This is a genomic window from Pauljensenia sp. UMB1177 (genome assembly GCF_030217965.1).
GTDB classification, from domain to species: Bacteria; Actinomycetota; Actinomycetes; order Actinomycetales; family Actinomycetaceae; genus Pauljensenia; species Pauljensenia turicensis_A.
In genome coordinates this window covers 21092-41742 of record NZ_JASOOV010000007.1, presented here as the reverse complement: position 1 = coordinate 41742, position 20651 = coordinate 21092, and the positions used below count along the sequence as shown (strand labels likewise).

The following is a 20651-nucleotide window of genomic DNA, read 5'->3' as shown; positions in this document are numbered from 1 at the left end:
TCTTCGTACTATCGATCGGAAGTACGCTCGCTTAGACTGTTCTCCTTACACCCGCAGTTCGCTTCAGGTACAGCTTGTCGTATCGAGAAGCCACCGTGAGCATCAATATGGTGAATGCTTGATGCCATCAGGTGATCATTCCCCATAAAAGTCTGGATAAACCTGGCAATCGACCAGGCTGCGCCATGGGTGGCAAGAGGGGTGGGAGCAACCAATGGTGTCCGCATCGCTGTCTTACGGTGATCAAGAAAATCAGGATCTCTAGCGTTTTCTTGGGAGAGTAAACATGCTCCACACGCACTGAGTCCTGGGATGACAAGAGGCCCGACGTCATAGCCGTCTTCCAGTTCAGTGACCAGAAGGTGGGGGATATCTTCTTTCACGAGCATCCAGGAGTCTTCGAACGCGGGAAACCGCTGAGAGGACACAATCGTTAAAGCCTCATTTTGACCATGAGTATGAGGTACATAGCGGGGGAGTAAGTCATAGCGATTTGATAGTGACCGTTTCAGTGGCAACCCTAGAAAGCCTTCACCAATCACCCTGGCAATCCGGTCATCAACCCGACGTGGTTGCAGAGGAATGACCTCAAGATAGAAGTCATTTTTCACCAGATCCAAAACTCGCGCGGATACGTCATCGAAGACGGTGAACGTCAACGCGAGGTGTTGGGGCAGAGTGACATCTTCTAAGAATCCAGCGTGTTGCAGGCGCATCCGAAGACGAATCGGCAAAGTGCTCGGCAAAGGATCATCTTGATCGGCATCCAAAGACACAGAATGATGACTGCACGCGATCAAGGCATTGATCTGACGATCATGCAGGCCACGAAGGACCATGTGGTGACCGTGATCTGTTCCAACCTGGACCGAATGATCCCCAACCCTCAACACCGTGACACCGGGCTTCAACTTCATCGCACACCTCTTCGTGAGAACTCGATGGCGATGAGTATGCCAGCCTTCAACCCGGCTCAGCGTTTATCCACAGGCCGAGCGTGCTCGCGCGAAAAAGTTATCCACAAGCATCAGCGCGGAGGTGACGAGGGGCTTCATCGTTAGGCCTGAGTATCCCCCGAAGAAGGATCAGAATCCTTGTCTTCAGAACCGTCAGCAGAATCATTGAACTGATCCTCGGCCTGATCGTCCGGAGCAAATCCTGCCCGCGCCAACGTTTCACTCTCGGGATCACTCTCCGGAGAAAGCCCTTCAGCCCACCCCATCGTGCCGTCCAACAGGGCATTGAGAGCAGCATCGATATCCGCGTCCTGTTCACGAGCCGCCTGGCGGATCGTCAAGAAGGTGTCGGGAGAATCAAGCTCTGCCTGCGTCGGCACCATGTCAGGATGTGACCAGAGGTTGTCGCGAGCTTCCCTCCCACCATCGGCTGCGACAAGACCGAAGATCGATGCGGCGCCTCGTGCACGACGCGGACGCATCTGCAATCCGATCAACTGACCCAGCACCTGCTCGGCTGGGCCGCCGGTAGCGCGACGACGACGGATCATTTCGCGCAACTGATCGGCGTGAGGAAGATACGGGGCGGTCGCTTGAGCCGTCACAACTTCAACCCAGCCTTCGATCAGCGCAAGCATCGTTTCAAGACGCTCCAAACTACGCTTCTGCTCGGGCGAAATATTCATCGCAAACACGCCACCCGACAGGGCTTCCTCGATCGACTGCTGATCCGTCGGATCCAACGTGCGGGCAACGTCAGAAAGAGCTTCCATGTCGATCTCGATATGAGTCGCGTAGTTTTCGACGGCTCGCATCAGATCGCCCTCAAGCCACGGAACTGAAGCAAAAAGACGACGATGAGCGCACTCACGAACAGCAACGAACTGTAGAACCTCTTCGAAAGGAATATCCAGCCCGTCTGCGAAATCCTCAACGTTCGACACCACCAGACCAGTTGTCGGCTTCGTCAAGAGGGGAATACCCACGTCATTCGTGCCGAACGTTTCGCGCGCAAGCGCGGTCAGTGCCATTCCAAGCTGGGAAGAAAACATCATTGTCGCCAGCTTCGGAGTCAGGCTCTTCATTTGGCTTGCCATAGAGGCAAAGCCCTCAGAAAGAAGCGAAGGATCACCTGAGATCCCGCCCATCTGGTTTTCAATCACAGACGTGAGCGCACGAGAAACATTCAGCGCAATTGGTTCGCAGATTCGTTTCCACTGCTCAAGGGTGACCTCGGTCCACTCAATGCGACTCCACGCCGCGCGCTCGACCTGTCCGGGGGCAAAATCGGTGACAGTATCAAGCCACAAGTCAGCAACGCTCAACGCTTGACGTGCGCGCCCCGCCTGGGCTGCACTCACAGCTGGATCGCCCGCGGAGTAGATCTGTTGCCGTGCAGAATCATTCACGATTCGCCAATCAACGGGACCAGTGGACGTATTCATAAAGAACTGCATCTGCTTCAATGCGGCGTTCAAAGTGTTTGGATTCTGAACCTCCGGGGGCAACATTGAAGGATCGAACCCTTGTGCGTTCAACGCCCGCATTGCTTCTTCCGCTGCGTTGGCACCGAGCATATTGCGCAGAAAGTCTTCGAATGGATTGTCCTGGGGGAACGTTTCGTCCTCGTTCATACTGCGAGCCTACCCGCGCCACCTGTAGAATCGCGCGATGAACCATGGGCGTGCGCTGAAAGAGGAATTGGAAAACACTGAAATAGGCATCCCAGCGTGCCCTCGGGGCAAACCATGGGCGACAATGATCCGGTGAGTATTGATGAACAGCAGGATCACAGCCTCCTAACCGGCGAGCTTGAAGACGCCACGGTGCGGTCAGAAAACACGGCCGACACCCCCAGCCAGCGGGTAAAGAAATGGATGCCGAGTCGTCCCACCATCGCCGCGATCGCCGGTGGCGTGATTCTAGGAGTCACACTATTCGCTCTACCAATGCCGTATGTACTGGAATCGCCGGGACCGACGTTCAACGTCGTTGGGTCATATCGAGGCACCGACCTGATCACAATCTCCGGCACCGACCCTGATTCGGGACAGTCCGTCGCTGTTGAACCTTCGACGGAAAGTGAGGACGGTGTCGGACAGCTTCGGATGGTGACAGTGTCTCAACGAGGTGGGCCGAGCGCCCGTTTGAATCTTGCTGAGCTGATCATGGGCTACTTCGATTCAAAGTCCGTCCTTGTTCCCTACGACGAGGCATATCCCTCAGATGTCAGCCAAGAAGAGGTTGACCAAGCCCAATCAGCGATGATGTCGAATTCGCAGTCGACCGCGGAAGTTGCGGCTCTGGAATCGCTTGGCTGGGACGTGCCCGCATCAGTGCGTGTCGTCCAAGCGGTCAAAGGAACAAACGCAGAGGGTAGCGTTCAATCGGGCGACTTGCTTGTGTCACTCACTGATGCCCAAGGAGTCGTCCATCCGATTGATCGAGCCTCAACTGTTTTTGCGCTGGTCAAGACTATCCCCGCTGGCACAACACTGACATTGACCGTTGAACGCAACGGGGAACAGGTCGATATTCCGATCACGACGGTGGCCGCTCCCGAAGGACAGCAAGGCTCCCGCCTAGGCGTTTACCTGTCTGTTGAAGCCACGTTTCCGCTTGATATTCAGTTCAATCTGAAAGACGTGGGCGGTCCCAGCGCAGGCATGATGTTTGCGCTTGGAATTATCGACCGCATGACCCCTGGTGCCCTCGCAGGAACTGAGAGCATTGCCGGAACAGGGACTGTGTCCTACGACGGTGAAGTGGGTGCGATCGGTGGCATCGTGCAGAAGATGTGGGGAGCCAAGCGCGACGGGGCTTCGTGGTTCCTTGCCCCCTCTTCGAACTGCGATGAAGTTGTCGGAAACGTCCCCGAAGGCCTCAGTGTCGTCTCTGTCTCGACCCTGTCAGAAGCCAGAAGTGCCGTAGAAACAATCGCGGCCGGCCAGGGGGATACCCTGCCGACCTGCGAGTGATGTTCGGAAATGGCCGTCAGCCGACGTCCGGTTCGAGTGATGCGAGAAGAGCATCGACGAGGTTCGGAATAAGGTTTGTTCCCTGACCAACCTTGTCGTCGGAGTCGAATGCTTTCGTGCGCAGAGCACACCAGGATTCGCCGGTGCGAAGCGCGCCAACAGCAAGACGAACATCCGCGCGTGACGGGTGGTTCGAAATGAACTGGATGGCTTCTTCGGGATCTTCGGGAGCCTGATCTTCAACCTCCGGGGGTACGACAAGACGCTCAACCGTAATCGCAGCACCAGCAACCTGCTCTGGCCAGCCAAGATGTCCGAGCACCTCTTCGAGGTCGTCTTCCCGAAGATCTTCCTGAATCACGGCAGACAGGTGTTCTTCGCTCCCATCCCACCCCTTGCGGATCTGCTGAGCAATATCCTCGGGCAAGTCCGGCTGGGCAAGAAGCTGGGACGTGTGGACAAGCGCATAGAGCGAGGGGGCATGATCCCAACCGATTCGTGCAGCGCTACGTTCAATGTCGACAACAACATTCGCAAGTGCAATCTGACGCGCGCTCGGCATCTGAGGTTCTTCGATAGTCATGGAATGTATGTTCTCACGTCGAGCACGCAAAGGTGTCACCGAATTGTGAGTTCTGATGAATGCCAGTCAAGGCTAGCGTTCCAACAGGAGCCTCGTCGCGCACTCTCACGCGCACCGCGGGTAGGATGAGGGCACGATAATCAACGTAGAGGAGTGACGCTGTGAGCGCCTTTCCCATGCCCGAACCTCAGTCAATGAAGCCACAGAGGGGAGGGAACAACACTGACCGTCCGCGTTTGGGCCCAATGACTCTGACGCTGCTGATTCTGGTTGGAATTGGCGCGATCATCTATGCGGCCTCAGTCGTATGGACCGAGATCCTCTGGTTCCGCCAGATGCATTCAGTGCGTATCGTGCTGACCCAATGGATTGCTCACGCCGGCCTCTTCGTCATTGGTTTCCTTGTCGTGACCGGCCTGATTCTCTGGTCGCTCAACTATGCGTATAAGCATCGCGAAGCCTCCACGCGAGGTCAAGCGTCCGCAACTCTTCGCGAATACCAGAAGGCACTGGACCCGGTTCGTCGTATCGCGTTCTGGGTGGTCGCACTGTTCCTCGGTTTCACGAACGGTGCCAATCTCGCGAATGATTGGCAGACGGTTCTGCAATTCGTGAATCAGACGCCCTTCGGGAAGACGGATCCTCAGTTTGGTTTCGATATCGCCTTCTTCGTCTTCACAATGCCGATGCTGAAACTAGTCGTCGGATTCCTGCTGAAAATCTCGATCCTCTGCTTGATTGCAGCATTCGTTGTCTCCTACGTGTACGGCACCGTTCGCCTGCTTCCGCGTCCTCACGCGTCAAAGCCCGCTCGTCTACAGACGGGCGTCTTCGCTGCACTGGTTTCCTTCTTCATCGGAGCGAACTATTGGCTCGGCCGCTATGACCTGCTCACTCAAGACGGCGCCAATATTGATGGCGCCCTCTACTCCGATATCCACGCAACGCTTCCAGCTCATTCGATCCTGGCCGTTATCTCGTTCCTGATAGCTCTGCTTTTCCTTGTCGCAGCGTTCAGGGGCTCCTGGCGTCTGCCCACGATCGGTGTCGCCGTGACCGTGATTTCTGCTGTCATCATCGGTGGCGCGTACCCCGCGCTCATCCAGCAGTTCCGCGTCACCCCGAACGAACGAGCCCTAGAATCTGAATACATTCAGCACAACATTGATGCCACCCTCGCAGCATACGGCCTCGATGATCTGGAATACACCAACTACGACGCCGCAACCAGCGCTCAGCCCGGACAGTTGCGCGAAGACTCTGAATCAACGTCGCAGATTCGTCTGCTTGACCCGCAGGTGATCACGAAGACCGTCCAGCAACTGCAACAGTCGCGTCCCTACTATGGTTTCGATTCGGGAATGTCCGTGGACCGTTACACGGTCGGTGATGAGCGTCGAGACACGGTCATTGCAGTGCGCGAAATGAACCTCGCCGGTTTGTCTGCGGAACAACAGACCTGGGTGAATACACACACCGTATATACGCACGGCTACGGTGTTGTCGCCGCCTACGGTAATTCGCTGAACTCTGATGGCCTGCCCTCATACTGGGAGCAGTCGGTGCCCTCAGTCGGCGAAATGGGGGACTACGAAGAACGCGTTTACTTCTCCCCGAACGCCCCCTATTACTCGATCGTCGGTGCTCCGGAAGGTAGCGATCCGCAAGAACTCGACTACCCGGATGACAACGTCCAAGGCGGTCAGGTTGCCACAACCTTCACTGGCGACGGTGGCCCAAGCGTCGGCAACGTTTGGAACAAGCTCCTCTACTCGATCAAGTTTGGTTCCACCGACATCTTCTTCTCGTCTCAGACCAACTCTGCTTCGCAGATCCTCTACAACCGTGATCCGTTGGACCGCGTCGCAAAGGTCGCCCCGTTCCTGACTTTGGAACAGGAAGCCTACCCGGCTGTCGTCGACATGGATGGGGACCCGTCAACCGAGAAGCGCCTGGTGTGGATTGTTGATGCCTACACGACAACAGACTCCTACCCCTACTCGCAACACCAGTCCCTGTCCAGCTCAACCGTTGACTCCCGATCCTCGCAAGTCGGCGAATATGTACGCGCGGAGACGATTAACTACATGCGCAACTCAGTGAAGGCCGTCGTTGACGCATACGACGGGTCCGTTCACCTCTACCAGTGGGATCAGGAAGACCCGATCCTCTCGACGTGGATGAAGATCTACCCGGATCGTGTCGAACCCCTGAGTGGAATCAGCGGTGACTTGATGAGTCACATGCGCTACCCGGAGGACATGTTTAAGGTCCAGCGTGAGCTTCTTACCAGCTACCACGTCACCAATGCATCCGACTTTTACGCCGGTGGTGACCGTTGGCGCCTCGCCGAAGAAACATCAACCGCAGTGTCCGCATCCTCGAACGCATCGCAGTCGGGCGGAGTCTCGTCTGGAGTGACGGCTCAGCCTGCCTACTACCTGACAATGCAGATGCCGACCCAGGAAACCGCGGAGTTCTCACTGACCTCCGTGTTTGTTCCCGGTGGTGAATCCAAACGTGAAGCAATGGCAGGCTTCCTCGCCGTCGATTCAGAGACAGGGAACGAGGCCGGAAAGATCCGCGATGGGTACGGAAAACTCCGGTTGCTAGCCTTGCCGTCATCGACTACCGTGCCCGGCCCCGGCCAGGTGCAGAACGCATACGACTCGAATGAGACTATCGCGCGCCAGCTCAACTTGTTGAATCAAGCGGATTCGCAGGTTATTCGAGGCAACCTCTTGACTCTGCCCGTTGGTGGCGGTCTGCTTTACGTCCAGCCTGTCTACGTCCAGGGCACCGGCTCAGCGTCCTACCCGGTTCTGCGTTCAGTCCTGACTGCCTTCGGTAATCAGGTCGGTTTCGCGCCGACTCTAGAAGAATCCTTGGATCAGACCTTCGGCGGTGACTCGGCCGCGACAGTCGCGAACAACGCAGGTGGAGAAACCGCAGAAGGTGACGATACTTCAAACACCGTCACCCAAACTGCTCAACAGCGCTTGAATCAAGCACTGACCGACGCCTCAGCGGCCATGCAAGCCGGCCAAACAGCGTTGAGTAGCGGAGATTGGAGCGCGTACGGCGAATCCCAGAAGAAGCTCAATGACGCATTGGCGCGAGCCCTTGCCGCACAAGAAGAGCTTGGACAGTCCACTGGCGTCACATCCGGCTCCACCGATACGCCACAATCCGGTTCGACCCTCGGCTCTCCGGGCGCTGACGCAACGCAGTCAAACGGCTGATCCTTCCCCGCGTACTCAGCCCTATCCTTGACGAAACCCGGGCGGTGAGCTTCTACGAGACGAAGCTCACCGCCCTCCGTTTGAAGCTCTGTCGCGAGCGCGCTAGGGTAGTAACTACCGACGCGGGGTGGAGCAGTTCGGTAGCTCGCCGGGCTCATAACCCGGAGGTCGTCAGTTCAAATCTGGCCCCCGCTACCAGAAAAGCCCGGTATCTCAACGAAAAGTCGCTGAGATGCCGGGCTTTGTTTTGTCTCGATGAGGCCGATTCCCTAGGTTATTCCCTACCTTTTGGCTTATAAGCCTGATATGAGCGGGGACGGAATAGCGCACAAGAACATCATCGATTTTCTGCTCGAATGGCGCTAGACAGACAAAGGTTGCCCTCCAGTTTGGCGGGGCAGCCTTTTATTGACTAGAGCTTAACTCACGTGAGGTTCGCAAAGAACTTATCCCATGGCATTTCCAGTGGATGATCCTCTTCAACAACCGAGTAGAGGAAGCGGCAGAGCGGGAAGTCCTCTTCCTTGATCACACCACGCTTTGTCAGCGCACGCAGTGCCTTACCAACCACCGAAATGGCGGCAACGCCCTCCAGCGTCACGCCCTTCATGTGGACGCTACGCACCTCAGAGAACGGCACGCCCTGGCCGACGAAAGTGCCGGCCTTCACGTTGCGTCCGCCCATGGAGGTGACGAACATGTCGCCAACGCCACCCAGACCGATGCCTGTATTCGGATCGCCGCCCATCAGCTTGATGAAGTGGATCAGCTCCTTAGCGCCCTGGGCAAACACCGCCGAGGAGTAGTTGTACATGACGTACTTGTCGTTCTCCTTGCCTGCCGCCTCAAGCATGCCCTTGGCGAAGCCGGCAGCGAACGCGTAGATGTTCTTGGTTGCAGCGCCGGTCTCGTGGCCGACGAAATCCAGAGACGTCCACACGTGGTAGTAATCCGTACGGAACATGTCAGCCAGATAATCCAGATCGTCCTGATCGTGGCCACAGAACACGACGCAAGTGTCGTGATGAACGGCAACCTCGCCAGCAATCGACGGGCCAACAATCGCGTTCCAAGAAACCTGATCTACAAGTTCCTTGGGTAGCGCGTTCTGGATAATGGTTGGCAGCAGATGCAAGGTGCCGTCCTCGTCTGCGCGCATGCCCTTAGTCACGCAAAGCAGCTTCTGACCCGGCTTCAGCAGGGTCTTGAACTGCTCGGCGATCCACTCGATACCAAACGAGTTAACGCCACACATGACGACGTCGGCACCCTCGAATGCCTCGGCGACGTCCTCAAGCTGGTAAGCCTTGATGTTCTCGTTGACCTTCAGGCCAAGATTCGGGTGCACCCCGGTCTTCTGGATTGAATCGATGATCTCGCGGTCAAGATGCGTGCCGACAAGGCGAACCTCGTGGCCGTTCTCAGTGACCGGGAACGATAGAGCGGTGGCCATAATTCCACTACCCAAAACAACCATCGTTGCCATAACAAATCCTTCCTATTGATTGAAGCTTTAGTTCTGGCCGTAGACGTTTTGGTAGCGCTCCCAGAGCTTGTCGATGGCATCGGACTCAACCGGCACCGCCCCGCCCAAGGAATTAGCGATCGCCACGGTCTTGGCGACCTCCTCCACCATCACCGCCGCCTTCACGGCTGCGGTTGCGTCCTGGCCCACAGTGAAGGGGCCGTGGTTTGCCATCAGCACGGCTGGGGAACGCGAAGACTTGAGCGTCTCGACGATTCCCCTGCCAATCGAGTCGTCACCGATGATCGCGAACGGCCCAACAGGGATCTCACCGCCGAACTCGTCGGCGATCATGGTCAGCACGCACGAGATGGGCTTGCGCACGGCAGAAAAAGCGGTGGCGTACGGCGAGTGCGTGTGTACAACCCCGCCCACCTCGCTCATGTGGCGGTAGACATATGCGTGAGCGGCAGTGTCCGACGACGGGTTCAGACCCTTCGAGGTGTCGTCGTCGATCTTGTTGCCGTCAAGGTCGCAGACCACCATCTTGCCGGGCTCTAGCTCGTCGTAGCGGACACCCGAAGGCTTGATGACGAACAGGTCCTCGCCCTCAACGCGCTCGGAGACATTGCCCGCCGTCCATACAACCAACTGGTTTGCCGGCAGTTCGGCGTGTAGCTTTGCCACCTTCTCGCGAGTCCACTGAATGCGGTCGCGGATATCAGACGAAAAATCAGAAATGTGCATTTACTACTTCTTTTCCTTCTGCTCGCTCTGGAATGCTTTCATCCTTGCCATGATGTCGGTCTCGCCACGCCCGAAGTGATCGTGCAGTTCCTTGTAGAAGCTGAAGACCACGTCGTACTCCTTGGAGCTGGGCTCGTTCGGCTTGTACTTGTACTGCTCGGTCTGGGACATTGCCTCAGCAGCTTCGAATACCGATGGGTAGATACCGGCGGCAGTGGCAGCGAAGACGCAAGCACCCAAGGAGCCAGTCTGCGGAGCCGTCGAAATCGTGATTGGCTTGCGGGTGATGTCCGCGAGCATCTGCATGTAGAACTCGTTCTTCAGCAGACCACCTGCGGCAACAATCTCGTCGATCTTGACGCCGTACTGCTCAAAGTTTTCGATAATCACGCGCGCACCGAAGCAGGTCGATTCGAGTAGTGCTCGGTAGATCTCTTCTGGTTTTGTAACTAGGGTCAAGCCCATGATCGTGCCCGAAAGGCGCGAGTCAGAAAGAATTGAACGGTTGCCGTTATGCCAATCCAGCGCGATTAGACCGTGTTCGCCAATCTTCTGCTGCATGGCTAGTTCGCCGAGCAGCTCGTGGACGGAAACGCCCTTCTCCTTGGCGAGATCCTCGTACCTTACAGGGATGCAGTTCTCGGTGTACCACGCGAAAATGTCGCCAACTGCCGTCTGGCCTGCCTCGTAACCCCAAGCACCATCGACAGCACCGCCGTCGACAATTCCGAAGACGCCAGGAACCTCGTGTAGCTCCTTATCGTTAACTACGTAGCAGCTGGAGGTGCCCATGATGGCGGTCAACTGACCAGGCTTGACGGCGTTAGCACCAGCAACAACAACGTGCGCGTCAATATTGCCAGAAGCGACTGCAATTCCTTCAGGCAGTCCCAGAATTGCTGCAGGTTCGCTATGCAAACCACCAACTTTGGCTCCCAGCGGCAGGATCGGGCCAGACATCTTGTCCTCGAAAACAGTACCGAAGCCCTTAGAAACCGATTCCAGGTATTCCTGCGAAGGGTAATGGCCATCCTGGTACATGCGCTTGTAGCCTGAGTCGCCAGCCGCGTAAGTCAATTTTCCTGTCAGCTTCCAGGTCAGCCAGTCCATCAAGTTGACGAAGTAAGAAGCTCCGTCGTAAACATCGCGGGCCTTCTCGTAGGTCTCCAGAACCTTCGGCAGCAGCAGCTCGGAAGAAAGGACTCCACCGTAACGGGCCAGCCAAGGCTCGTTACGCTCCTTAGCAACGGCAACCAGACGGTCTGCCTGTTCCTGCGCACCGTGATGCTTCCACAGCTTGATCCAAGAATGCGGATTATTCGCATACTTGGGCTTCTTGCAAAGCGGCACGCCGTATTTATCCGTTACCAAGATGGTTGCCGACGTGCAGTCCACGCCAATTCCGACCACACGAGTGGGATCGATTCCGGCGTCCTTGACGGCTCCAATAACTACACGGCGAAGAACGTACTCATAATCGCCCGGATCCTGCAACGCGTAGCCAGGTGGCAGCGCCTGACCATCAGCACTATCCAGCGTCTCGTCCATGACGCCGTGCGGGTACTCGGCAACAGCAGTGCCAAGCATTTCACCATTGTCTGCGCGAACCACAACAGCACGCCCAGATAGTGTTCCAAAGTCAATACCGACTAGATACTTAGTTTCTGGCATCTTCGCTTTTCCGTACTCGGTTCCTCAATACGAGGAGTTTTTGCTAGTTAACAAAGCGATGACCCAGCCCCTCCTTGAACTGAATCACTGATACTTTGCAACTTTACACGAAACTGCTTTCACCATAGCTTGGTCTTCAATCTAAAAGTTAAAAGACAGATCCCCGACCCCACCCTCGCCTCGCGATTTTTCAGCGTCCGGTAGTAAATCAGTGAGCCATGCCAGGCTCTCGCGTAGTGCTCTTGTGCGCCGCGCATAAGCCCTGAGTGATTTGGGGCGGCATGAACGCCCTAGTCCTGGCTTATGTCGGACTGCCATGTGGCCGAAACCGTCGGCCACGGTGACGCTCGCCAAAATCGCGAGACTACCAACGAGTCTTTTTAGTTAAGTTCGGTCAGCCAGTTCAGCTGCTGGATTTTCGTATCCAGAAGGCGGTATTTCTTGGCCGCCTCCTCGGCCTGGGCGCGTAGCTTGGGCACGTCCACGGAAGAGGCGTAACGCACCTCGGAGCGCGAATAGACGTCTTGACGGGTGCTTGCCGCATCGGCCGTCTCGGCGAGCAGACGCAAAAGCCGCCCAGCAGGATTTGATTTCGGCTAATGCCGCCAAAGTTCAGGCTGACGAAGCAGTGCAGAGGGCAACTACGGCAAGCAAAGAAGCGGCCGAGGCCCAGGGCAAAGCAGAACAGGCAGTTAAAGAAGCTCAGGCAAAAGTTGATGCCACTTAAGGAGAGAGCGACGAGATCGTCTGGGCAGAACTCCACCACACCACCCCATGGAACTCCACCCCGAACTAACCCATCAACACAATTTGTCCTATAAGCCCGATTCCCTAGGTTATTCCCTACCTTTCACTGGGGTCGGGAGTCGTGGCGTCCGGGCCGAGGACTGCACGCAGGATGAGGGCGTTGTCGTGGTGGTGACTGAGGGTGTGGTCTCGGTAATAACCGGGACAGCGTACCCTGCATGTGTGCGCCGTACCCGAAAATCGGCTACCCGGGGCGACCTCCGTCTACTTGGAGGTCAAGATGTCTTGTTCCGTCGTTTCTGTGGTTCGTCCCCGCGCGTGGGTTGGATGTCTCGGGTGTTATAACGCTGGTCGTCTCGTGGGGCGATGGGAAGCCTCTTCAGAGAACAAATAATGGATGGTGTTGGCGAGTTGGAACGTATCGGATTCTTGGCACACTTAAGGACGAGGTGCGTGAGATCCATATTGTGCGCGCGAGTCATCGCCAGGATGTCTATAAGAATCTGCCGAAGCTATAGCAACGAAGCTATAGCAACTGTTCAATAGAGGCCGAAGGGGTCGGTGGGAATCAAATCCCACCGACCCCTTCGCTACCACGGTCGTGGCCTCGTCAATCAGAAACGAGAACCACACCCAACTGGCTGAACGTCGCTGGTGTCGACTTCTGGCCGAGCAGGTCAGAGTCTGACATCAGCGTTAGGCTCACTCGTCGGCGGCGCTCGGGTGCGTCATGTCAACCGGAACAACCCAGGCATCGAACTCAGCGTCGGTGACAAAGCCGAGCTCCAAGGCGGACTCGCGCAGCGACAGGCCCTTGTGGTGAGCATTCTTCGCAATCTTCGATGCCTTGTCGTAGCCGATGTGGCGGTTGAGAGCGGTCACCTGCATGAGGTTGATGTCCAAGTTGTGCTGGATCTTCTCGTAGTTCGGTTCGATGCCGTATGCGCAGTTCGTGTCGAAGGAAACGCACGCATCGCCGAGCAGGCGGATGGACTCCAGAACGTTCCATGCCATGACCGGCTTAAAAACGTTCAACTGGAAGTTGCCCTGCGAGCCAGCGAAACCGACGGTTGCGTCATTGCCGAAGACCTGAACGGCGACCATGGTCATGGCCTCGCACTGGGTTGGGTTGACCTTGCCGGGCATGATGGACGAACCGGGCTCGTTCTCGGGAATGATCAGTTCGCCGATGCCGTTACGCGGGCCAGAAGCGTACCAACGGACGTCATTGGCGATCTTCATCAGGGCATCAGCCAGGACACGCAGGGCACCGGAGACCAGGACCAGTGCGTCGTGTGCGCCAAGGGCTGCGAACAGGTTGTCTGCCTGCTTGAACTCAATGCCGGTTTCCTCGGAAATCTTCGTGGCGCAGAGCTTGCCGAATGCCGGGTGGGCATTCAGGCCGGTGCCGACCGCGGTGCCACCGATGGCGAGCTCGCGTGCACGTGAATCTGCGTAGCGGATGCCGTCGAGGGCGAAATCAATCTGAGCAACCCAGCCGGAAATGACCTGACCAAGGGTGATCGGGGTGGCGTCCTGCAGATGGGTGCGACCGACCATGACGATGTCTTTGAAGTCTTCAGCCTTCTTGGCCAGGGTGTCGCGTAGCTGCATGACGCGCGGGTACATGGCCTGCAATTCGCAGACGACTGCGATGTGCATGGCGGTGGGGAAGGTGTCGTTCGAGGATTGCCCACGGTTCACGTGATCGTTCGGGTGAACGGGGGTCTTGGTGCCCATCTCGCCACCGGCGAGTTCGATGGCGCGGTTGGAGATGACCTCGTTGGAGTTCATGTTCGACTGCGTACCAGAACCGGTCTGGAAAACAACCAGTGGGAAGTGATCGTCGAGCTTGCCTTCGATGACTTCGTCGCCGGCCTTGGCGATCAGGTCAGCGATCTCCTGGGGGAGTTCGCCGAGCTCAGCATTGGCTAGTGCAGCAGACTTCTTCAGGACACCCAGAGCGTGAACCATGGGACGGCCCCACACGAAAGTGTTACGGCCGATGTCGAAGTTGTGCAGGGAACGCTCGGTCTGGGCGCCCCAGTAGCGGTCGGTGGCGACCTCGACGGTGCCCATTGAGTCAGATTCAGTGCGCGTTGTTGTCATGTGGGTTGTTCTCCTTTGAAGAAACGTACTGCTTCAGGTTAGGCGAACCTAATGGGTTTGTGCTACCTGAAGACGCGGGTGGAACCACGCAAAACTGACAGAAACTGCGACGAGAGCCAGGGCTAGGACGAAAGGAACAATCGGGTGCCATCCGTAGAGTGCAGTTGCACTCACCGGAGCAAAAATCCAGGTGACGGCGCCGGTCGCGTTGATGATGCCAGCAACGCCACCCTGTTCCTCGTCACTGACCGCCAGTGAGGCACCCGCGCTAAAGCCTGGGCTTGCCAGACCGCTGGAGGCGCCGAGCGCGAAAGTTGCGATTGAGATGGTCGGTCCGTGGGACGCAAATGTCAGTGTCGCTAGCGCGATAAAGCCCAAGGTCATGCCGGTGCGTAGCAGAATAACCGGCGGAAGAGACAGCCGTGGGACGACCAAGAGCTGCATGAGCATTGCGCCGGCAGCATTCGCCAGTAGCATCAATGCCGTCACGGAGACCGCGTGCGCTGGGTCAAGATGCAGGCGATCCTGAACAATGAAGCCCATCGTGATCTGAACGACGCCACTGGCAAAGAAAATACCGAAGATGCCGGTAATCCACGGCAGGATGCGCGAGTCATTCCACTTCACGCGAGGGGGAAGCACCACGGGTTCCGGGGTCTCCTCGTCCGGGTCCTTGGTGGCAGGCGCATCCTTTGGTACTGCAACAAGCGCGATGATCAGCGCGATCGCGATGAACCACGGCGTGGCGTGCACGGGCGCGTAAATCCACCACGTGCCAAGCGCCGACGAAATCAGGGAGCCGATCATGATCGATAGGTTGATTGCTCCAGAGAACGCTGACATACCACGCACACGCGACGCTTCGTCAGGAGTGTTCTCAGCAATGAGAGCTTGTCCGGTCGGCGGAATCGCTGCGACTGCGGAGCCGAAGAAGGGGCCTCGTGCCAGCAGAATGATCGAGGCAGTCAAAACCGTGCCGGCGATACCGGCTGCGCGCAGAGCGACAACGCCGGAGAACAACGTGCCCGCAATGAATGCGAGGAAGAGGGCGGTCAGCAGAACTCGCCTGCGTCCCCACGCGATCGAGCGACGACCCCAGAACTGGCTGAGCATCGCAACCGCAACTGCTGCCAGCGATACCGCGGCGCCGACGATCCATTCCGGAATACTCATCGCCCTCGCCAGAGGCGCGATCGACACGTTGATCATGTTCTGCGCCGTGTACGTAAACAGGGCGATCGCAAGTAGCGCGCGCAGTGTCGGGTGGGCAAGCACCGACGAGGCTCTGGGTTTTTTAGTTGACGAGGCTACCACCACGTTTTCAATCTCTTCTTCTGGTTCTAGCGTCGAACGTAGGTCGTAACCTTCCAGCGGGCGTCGCCAGACTTGTCGTTCCATTCAGAATCGGAGCGCTGAGGGTCAACGGCCCACACGGTCGGGTCAATTGCTGGCGCATGAACCAGCGGAGTATCAGGATTCGAGGCCTCAATATCAAGGTCAAGGTCGGTGACAACCAGTTCATCTACCAGATCCGTCGTCTGGGCATACAGATGTGCTCCACCGGTGATCCAAATGTAGGGAGCCTCGTCTGCTTCAGCCTTGTCCTGCGCGTGCTTTAAGGCAGCCTCGATGGAATACACCAAGTCGATGCCGTCGGCCTCGTACAGGTGTGAACGCGTAATCACAATGTTGGTTCGTCCCGGCAGGGGAGCGCCCAATGCCTCGAAGGAACGACGTCCCATGATGATCGGGCATCCCAACGTGGAAGCCTTGAAATGTGCGAAGTCTGCGGGCACGTGCCACACCATTGACGTTCCAGTTCCAAGAACGCCATTCTTGTCCTGCGCCCAGATCGAAGCAACGGTTGTCACACTGCCACCGGAGCCTTAATCGTCGGATGGTGTTCGTAGCCTTCAACGATCACGTCATCGAAGGTGTAGTCGAACATTGACGGAGCCTTATTCAGCTTCAAAGTCGGGAACTCGTAAGGGGTGCGCGACAGCTGTTCAGTCACCTGTTCCACGTGGTTGGAGTAGATATGACAGTCGCCGCCGGTCCAGATGAATTCGCCCACCTCAAGGCCTGCCTGCTGAGCAAACATGTGAGTGAGAAGCGAATAGGACGCGATATTAAACGGAACACCGAGGAACATGTCGGCGCTGCGCTGGTAGAGCTGCAGGGACAGGCGACCGTCGGCAACGTAGAGCTGGAAGAATGCGTGGCAGGGTTCCAGCGCCATCTTCTCTAGTTCGCCCACGTTCCATGCGGACACGATCATGCGCCTGGAATCGGGGTTTGTCTTCAACGTTTCAAGAACCGAAGAAATCTGATCGATCGTCTGGCCCTGAGCGGTGCCCCATTTGCGCCACTGCACTCCGTAGACCGGGCCGAGATCGCCGTTCTCATCCGCCCATTCGTTCCAAATACGGATGCCGTTTTCCTGAAGCCAGTGCACGTTCGAATCGCCGGAAAGGAACCAGAGAAGCTCGCCGACAACCGACTTCAGATGAACGCGCTTCGTCGTGATCAGCGGGAATCCCCTGGACAGGTCGTAGCGAAGCTGGCCACCAAACAGGGAACGCGTGCCTGTACCGGTGCGATCCCCTTTGAGAGTTCCCTCTTCCATAATCCGCGCAAGCAGATCCTCATACTGACGATCAATAGTCACAGTCAGTTGTCTCCTTAAAGGTCATCACCATATCTTGTTGCTTCCTATTGTCTGTCTTTTAACGTGCAACGGAAAGTGCGCAGGCCAGCTGCTTGTCCTTATTATCGCGTGCGTACTGTCGCACAGGCGACGACGCTATGGGGAGATCAGCCAAAAATGATGGTGAAGTCAGTCGAGGACGCTTGCCTTATCATCCATCGGCAGTGCCAGGTGAGCGAAAGCATCAGACTTTTGTGCATCGCCATTCAATGAAACATCAATAATGCGAGTGTGCGAGAAATCAGCGGGAGGCGTTCCCAGCGCAATCTCCAGCCCCTCGATCGTCTTATTCGCCAATGCTGCGCCGGCCTTCCATCCGACGACCGCGCCGATTCCGAAGGGGACTAAACGTCCGACAGAAGACAGTGCAGCGTGTTTTGCAAGCTTACGCTTCGCCCACTTGACCATCATCTGATTGAACTGGGTCGCTGCCTGAGAACGAATGCCAACAAAGGAAGACGCGAACCACGATGCTGCCTGAATACCGACGGTTGCCGTGATTGCTTCAGCCCCTTCTTGCCCCGTAATTGCAGCCAATACCAGCGCGTTACGCTTCGCGGGATCCTTCACGTCAATCCCGTACAGGTGCGCGACGACCATGCAGTGGTGTGCGGCTTCAGTCAGGAACGTGCCGAATTGCAGACCGGAGGCACCAAGGCTGAGCGCAGTGCCAATTCCGGGCCACGCTGAGAAAGCCCCGGCAGCCCCAGACTCACGTTTCACGCGCGCTTTGAAACGCTGGTTGGCAATCTCAACCAGTTCGCTGGGGGTCGCTCCCGGGTGAGTATCGCGCAGTTTTTGCGCACTACGGGCAGTCGACGCATAGGGCACATCAAGCGCGCGCTGCCACACATCGACTGCCCGGTGACGCACAGACATGTCAGTCCTCTGAAAGGGATTCGTTCGTGAAGGTCTTTTCATAGGTGGCACCCTTGGTCACGGTGTGACCGATGGTGCAGTTACGCTCGATGGCGCCCGATGCGCGACGAATCATCTTCTCGCGCTCTTCCTCATCCACGCTTGAGAGGTCCTGGATCAGTTCCACATCAAAGTGGGTGAAGCGATCTTCGCCTTCGAGGTACTGCGCGGAGACAGCCACGACCTGCTCAAAGTCTTCGCCAAGGCGATCGGTCAGACGCTTGTCGGACGACATTGCGTTACAGCCTGCGACCGCAATTTTCAGAAGTTCACCGGGAGAGAAACGGCCGGGGCCCTCACCAACCAGAACTTGGGCGCCACGAGGATTAGTCGCCGAGTACTGGCGGATGCCTTCACGCTGCAAGTAGAGGGCGGGGGACAAAACAGGGGTCTCTTGTGTTTCACTCATGCCATTATTCTCACCGATTATTCGCATCCGTGCGCGTTGAGAAGGCGATGAAGATATCACGAGAAAAAGTGGAATAAATCCGTTTTCGTCGCGTTTTTACCTTCCCAGTTGACGGGGCAGGTCAGACTTCGCTACTTCCGCGCTGAAGCCAGGCGGAAGCGAGCTTCAGCTCTTCATCGAGAATCTCATCGACGTGCTTCAACACTTCACTTTCAATGCGAGCGCCAAAGAAGGGAATTGCCACTTTCACTTCACCTTCAACCTGGCGAAGCGTTTCGCTCGACCCAGAAAAATGCGAGGTCATAGTGACTGCGACGGGCGCGCCCTCAAATGAGAGCTGCGTCGAGGCAGTGAGCGCGGCCTCGTGAACAAACTCTTCACTCAACGCAAGGCGCAACTCTCCGCGAATCATCTGACGCACTTGAGCTGGCAGAACACCAGGATCAACACTGCCGTGAGCTCGAACGCCCGAGGCGAAGTGTTCAACCTGAAGATCCTGACAAAAATGCGCGAAACGCCCACGGACAAAATCGGGGTCAACGCTCATTGCTTGAAAGTCGGCAAGGGGCACCGGATACGTCAACGACTTTGAAAACTCCATGGGCACTCATCTCTTCACGTTTTCCAACGGCTACTATCAATCCTATGAGAAGCCTGACACAACTGGCAGAGGTAGCCTCGAGCGATGCCCTGACCGAGAAGGACATTGAGTGGCTCCACCTGCTCCTCGCAGACTGGCAAGTCCTTGCAGACTTGAGCGCAGCAGACCTTGTTCTCTGGCTTCCCACCGACGATGAACGTTTCATCGCAGTTGCCCACTCTCGACCGGCAACATCAACAACCGTTCACATCGATGACATCATCGGCCTCCACCTACCCGTAGCGCGCGAAATCGAATTCCGTCGCGCGATCGCAACCGGACAAGTCGTTAAATCCCCGGCTGCACGCTGGGCAGGCACCTACTCGATGATGGAAACCTGCATCCCCGTCCTTCACGATGGGCGCGTCATCGCAGTTGTCACCCGCGAATCCAACCTTTCTTCACCGCGATTCTCCCTAGGCTTTGACTCGTGGGCAGCCCAGGTCTCAGACAACCTCTGCCAGATGATCTCGCGCGGTGAATATCCCTATGACACGACCCCCGCGGTGACTGCTCGTGGCGTCCCGCGTGTCCTCGATGGTGTCATCCTGATCGACCCCGACGGCAAGGTCCTCGAAACAACGCCGAACGCCACCTCGTGTTTGCGACGCCTCGGTATCCGCAACGCAGTGCGAGGCAAGATCCTCGCCCAAGAGATCACCAACGTGATCGCCGACGAATCCATGATCGAAGAATCCATGGCGGTTGTCGTCATGGGACGTGCCTCGTGGCGAACCGAAATCTCAAGCCATGCTTCCACCATTACGATGCGCGCTCTCCCCCTCACGGAAGGCCGTACGCGTCTTGGAGCCGTCATTCTGACGCGCGACATTTCTGAAGTTCGACGTCGTGAACAGGAACTCATGACGAAAGATGCGACGATCCGCGAGATCCACCACCGCGTGAAGAACAATCTGCAGACCGTTTCGGCTCTGCTTCGACTGCAATCGCGTCGCTCGGAACGCCAAGATGTCAAGGATGCGCTCGCGGAGGCAGAACGTCGAGTTCAGGCAATCGCAACGGTCCACGCGGCCCTATCTCAGAACGTCGATGAAACTGTTGACTTTGACGAGGTCGCGCGCTCGGTTCTGCGTCTTGCGGGTGCGGTCGCTGTTACTGATCGAAGCGTGGAAGTTATTACCGACGGTTCCTTCGGGGTTATTGCCGCTGATCAAGCTCAAGCTCTAGCAACCGTTTTGAACGAACTGGTCACAAACTCTGTTGAACACGGTCTGGCAGAACGTGATGGAACGATTGTCGTGTCCGTTCAACGCGAGGGTGAAACGATGACGGTCAAGGTCGCTGATGACGGCGTCGGTTTTGAACCGGGAACCCCGATGAGTGGTCTGGGAACTCAAATTGTCAAGCAGATGGTGCGTGGTGACCTGAATGGTTCGATTGACTGGTCGTTGCGCCCCGAAGGTGGAACGGTTGTCACCTTGAAGATTCACTTGGATGAGGTCTGATTCCGAACGGATG

The 20651-nt window shown here is 56.9% G+C and carries 18 protein-coding genes and 1 tRNA gene; 5 read left to right on the top strand and 14 right to left on the bottom strand.

Annotated elements, in window-relative coordinates:
• Nucleotides 1–8: 8 nt before the first annotated feature.
• Together QP442_RS08240 and QP442_RS08235 are read right to left on the bottom strand one after the other, a co-directional pair.
• Nucleotides 9–917 carry a hypothetical protein gene (locus QP442_RS08240; RefSeq protein WP_103632402.1) on the bottom strand — a complete coding sequence of 303 codons (909 nt, stop codon included), beginning with the start codon at nt 915–917 and terminating at the stop codon, nt 9–11.
• Between the two features lie 140 nt (nt 918–1057).
• On the bottom strand, nt 1058–2590 hold the full coding sequence (locus QP442_RS08235; protein WP_103632403.1) for a zinc-dependent metalloprotease: 1533 nt from the start codon (nt 2588–2590) through the stop codon (nt 1058–1060).
• A 132-nt stretch (nt 2591–2722) separates the two neighbouring features.
• On the opposite strand from QP442_RS08235, the gene QP442_RS08230 reads away from it, so the two are divergent.
• Nucleotides 2723–3934 carry a YlbL family protein gene (locus tag QP442_RS08230; protein ID WP_285069770.1) on the top strand — a complete coding sequence of 404 codons (1212 nt, stop codon included), beginning with the start codon at nt 2723–2725 and terminating at the stop codon, nt 3932–3934.
• A 16-nt stretch (nt 3935–3950) separates the two neighbouring features.
• On the opposite strand, the gene QP442_RS08225 is transcribed toward QP442_RS08230, so the two are convergent.
• The gene (locus tag QP442_RS08225; protein ID WP_219585709.1) at nt 3951–4517 is read right to left on the bottom strand and encodes a PPA1309 family protein; all 567 of its coding nucleotides are present in this window, start codon (nt 4515–4517) and stop codon (nt 3951–3953) included.
• A 194-nt stretch (nt 4518–4711) separates the two neighbouring features.
• Here QP442_RS08225 and QP442_RS08220 point away from each other — a divergent pair, with 194 nt between their 5' ends.
• Nucleotides 4712–7759 (top strand): UPF0182 family membrane protein, encoded by a 3048-nt coding sequence (locus QP442_RS08220; protein WP_442953380.1) that lies wholly within the window; start codon nt 4712–4714, stop codon nt 7757–7759.
• Nucleotides 7760–7880: 121 nt separating this feature from the next.
• Nucleotides 7881–7957: transfer RNA gene (locus QP442_RS08215), tRNA-Met, on the top strand.
• 226 nt (nt 7958–8183) lie between these two features.
• Here QP442_RS08215 and QP442_RS08210 read toward each other — a convergent pair.
• From QP442_RS08210 to QP442_RS08665, 4 genes are all read right to left on the bottom strand, one after another.
• Nucleotides 8184–9245 (bottom strand): NAD(P)H-dependent glycerol-3-phosphate dehydrogenase, encoded by a 1062-nt coding sequence (locus tag QP442_RS08210; protein ID WP_285069769.1) that lies wholly within the window; start codon nt 9243–9245, stop codon nt 8184–8186.
• A gap of 27 nt (nt 9246–9272) precedes the next feature.
• A complete protein-coding gene (locus tag QP442_RS08205; RefSeq protein ID WP_006681633.1) occupies nt 9273–9971 on the bottom strand; it encodes an L-ribulose-5-phosphate 4-epimerase in 699 nt (232 codons plus the stop codon).
• 3 nt (nt 9972–9974) lie between these two features.
• Nucleotides 9975–11642 (bottom strand): ribulokinase, encoded by a 1668-nt coding sequence (locus tag QP442_RS08200; RefSeq protein ID WP_103632408.1) that lies wholly within the window; start codon nt 11640–11642, stop codon nt 9975–9977.
• A gap of 380 nt (nt 11643–12022) precedes the next feature.
• Nucleotides 12023–12211: a DIP1984 family protein gene (locus tag QP442_RS08665; protein ID WP_336619956.1), complete on the bottom strand. Its 189-nt coding sequence runs from the start codon at nt 12209–12211 to the stop codon at nt 12023–12025.
• Here QP442_RS08665 and QP442_RS08195 point away from each other — a divergent pair.
• Nucleotides 12178–12369, top strand: coding sequence for a hypothetical protein (locus QP442_RS08195; RefSeq protein WP_285069768.1), 192 nt, complete (start codon nt 12178–12180; stop codon nt 12367–12369). The two genes, QP442_RS08665 and QP442_RS08195, sit on opposite strands and share 34 nt — an antisense overlap.
• 722 nt (nt 12370–13091) lie before the next feature.
• On the opposite strand, the gene fumC is transcribed toward QP442_RS08195, so the two are convergent.
• The 7 genes from fumC to QP442_RS08160 form a co-directional block, all read right to left on the bottom strand.
• On the bottom strand, nt 13092–14498 hold the full coding sequence (fumC, locus tag QP442_RS08190; RefSeq protein WP_103632409.1) for a class II fumarate hydratase: 1407 nt from the start codon (nt 14496–14498) through the stop codon (nt 13092–13094).
• Between the two features lie 48 nt (nt 14499–14546).
• Nucleotides 14547–15773 carry an MFS transporter gene (locus QP442_RS08185; RefSeq protein WP_285069772.1) on the bottom strand — a complete coding sequence of 409 codons (1227 nt, stop codon included), beginning with the start codon at nt 15771–15773 and terminating at the stop codon, nt 14547–14549.
• 65 nt (nt 15774–15838) lie between these two features.
• On the bottom strand, nt 15839–16369 hold the full coding sequence (locus tag QP442_RS08180) for a dihydrofolate reductase (protein ID WP_285067982.1): 531 nt from the start codon (nt 16367–16369) through the stop codon (nt 15839–15841).
• On the bottom strand, nt 16366–17124 hold the full coding sequence (locus QP442_RS08175; RefSeq protein WP_218840569.1) for a thymidylate synthase: 759 nt from the start codon (nt 17122–17124) through the stop codon (nt 16366–16368). Before QP442_RS08175 ends, QP442_RS08180 begins: the two co-directional genes overlap by 4 nt.
• A 210-nt stretch (nt 17125–17334) precedes the next feature.
• Nucleotides 17335–18084: a VPDSG-CTERM exosortase interaction domain protein gene (locus QP442_RS08170; protein WP_285067983.1), complete on the bottom strand. Its 750-nt coding sequence runs from the start codon at nt 18082–18084 to the stop codon at nt 17335–17337.
• 1 nt (nt 18085) lies between these two features.
• Nucleotides 18086–18532 (bottom strand): OsmC family protein, encoded by a 447-nt coding sequence (locus QP442_RS08165; protein WP_103632423.1) that lies wholly within the window; start codon nt 18530–18532, stop codon nt 18086–18088.
• Nucleotides 18533–18653: 121 nt separating this feature from the next.
• The gene (locus tag QP442_RS08160) at nt 18654–19133 is read right to left on the bottom strand and encodes a DUF2505 domain-containing protein (RefSeq protein ID WP_219585713.1); all 480 of its coding nucleotides are present in this window, start codon (nt 19131–19133) and stop codon (nt 18654–18656) included.
• Nucleotides 19134–19177: 44 nt separating this feature from the next.
• Between QP442_RS08160 and QP442_RS08155 the strand changes: the two genes are divergently transcribed.
• The gene (locus tag QP442_RS08155) at nt 19178–20638 is read left to right on the top strand and encodes a sensor histidine kinase (protein ID WP_006681816.1); all 1461 of its coding nucleotides are present in this window, start codon (nt 19178–19180) and stop codon (nt 20636–20638) included.
• Nucleotides 20639–20651: the final 13 nt, after the last annotated feature.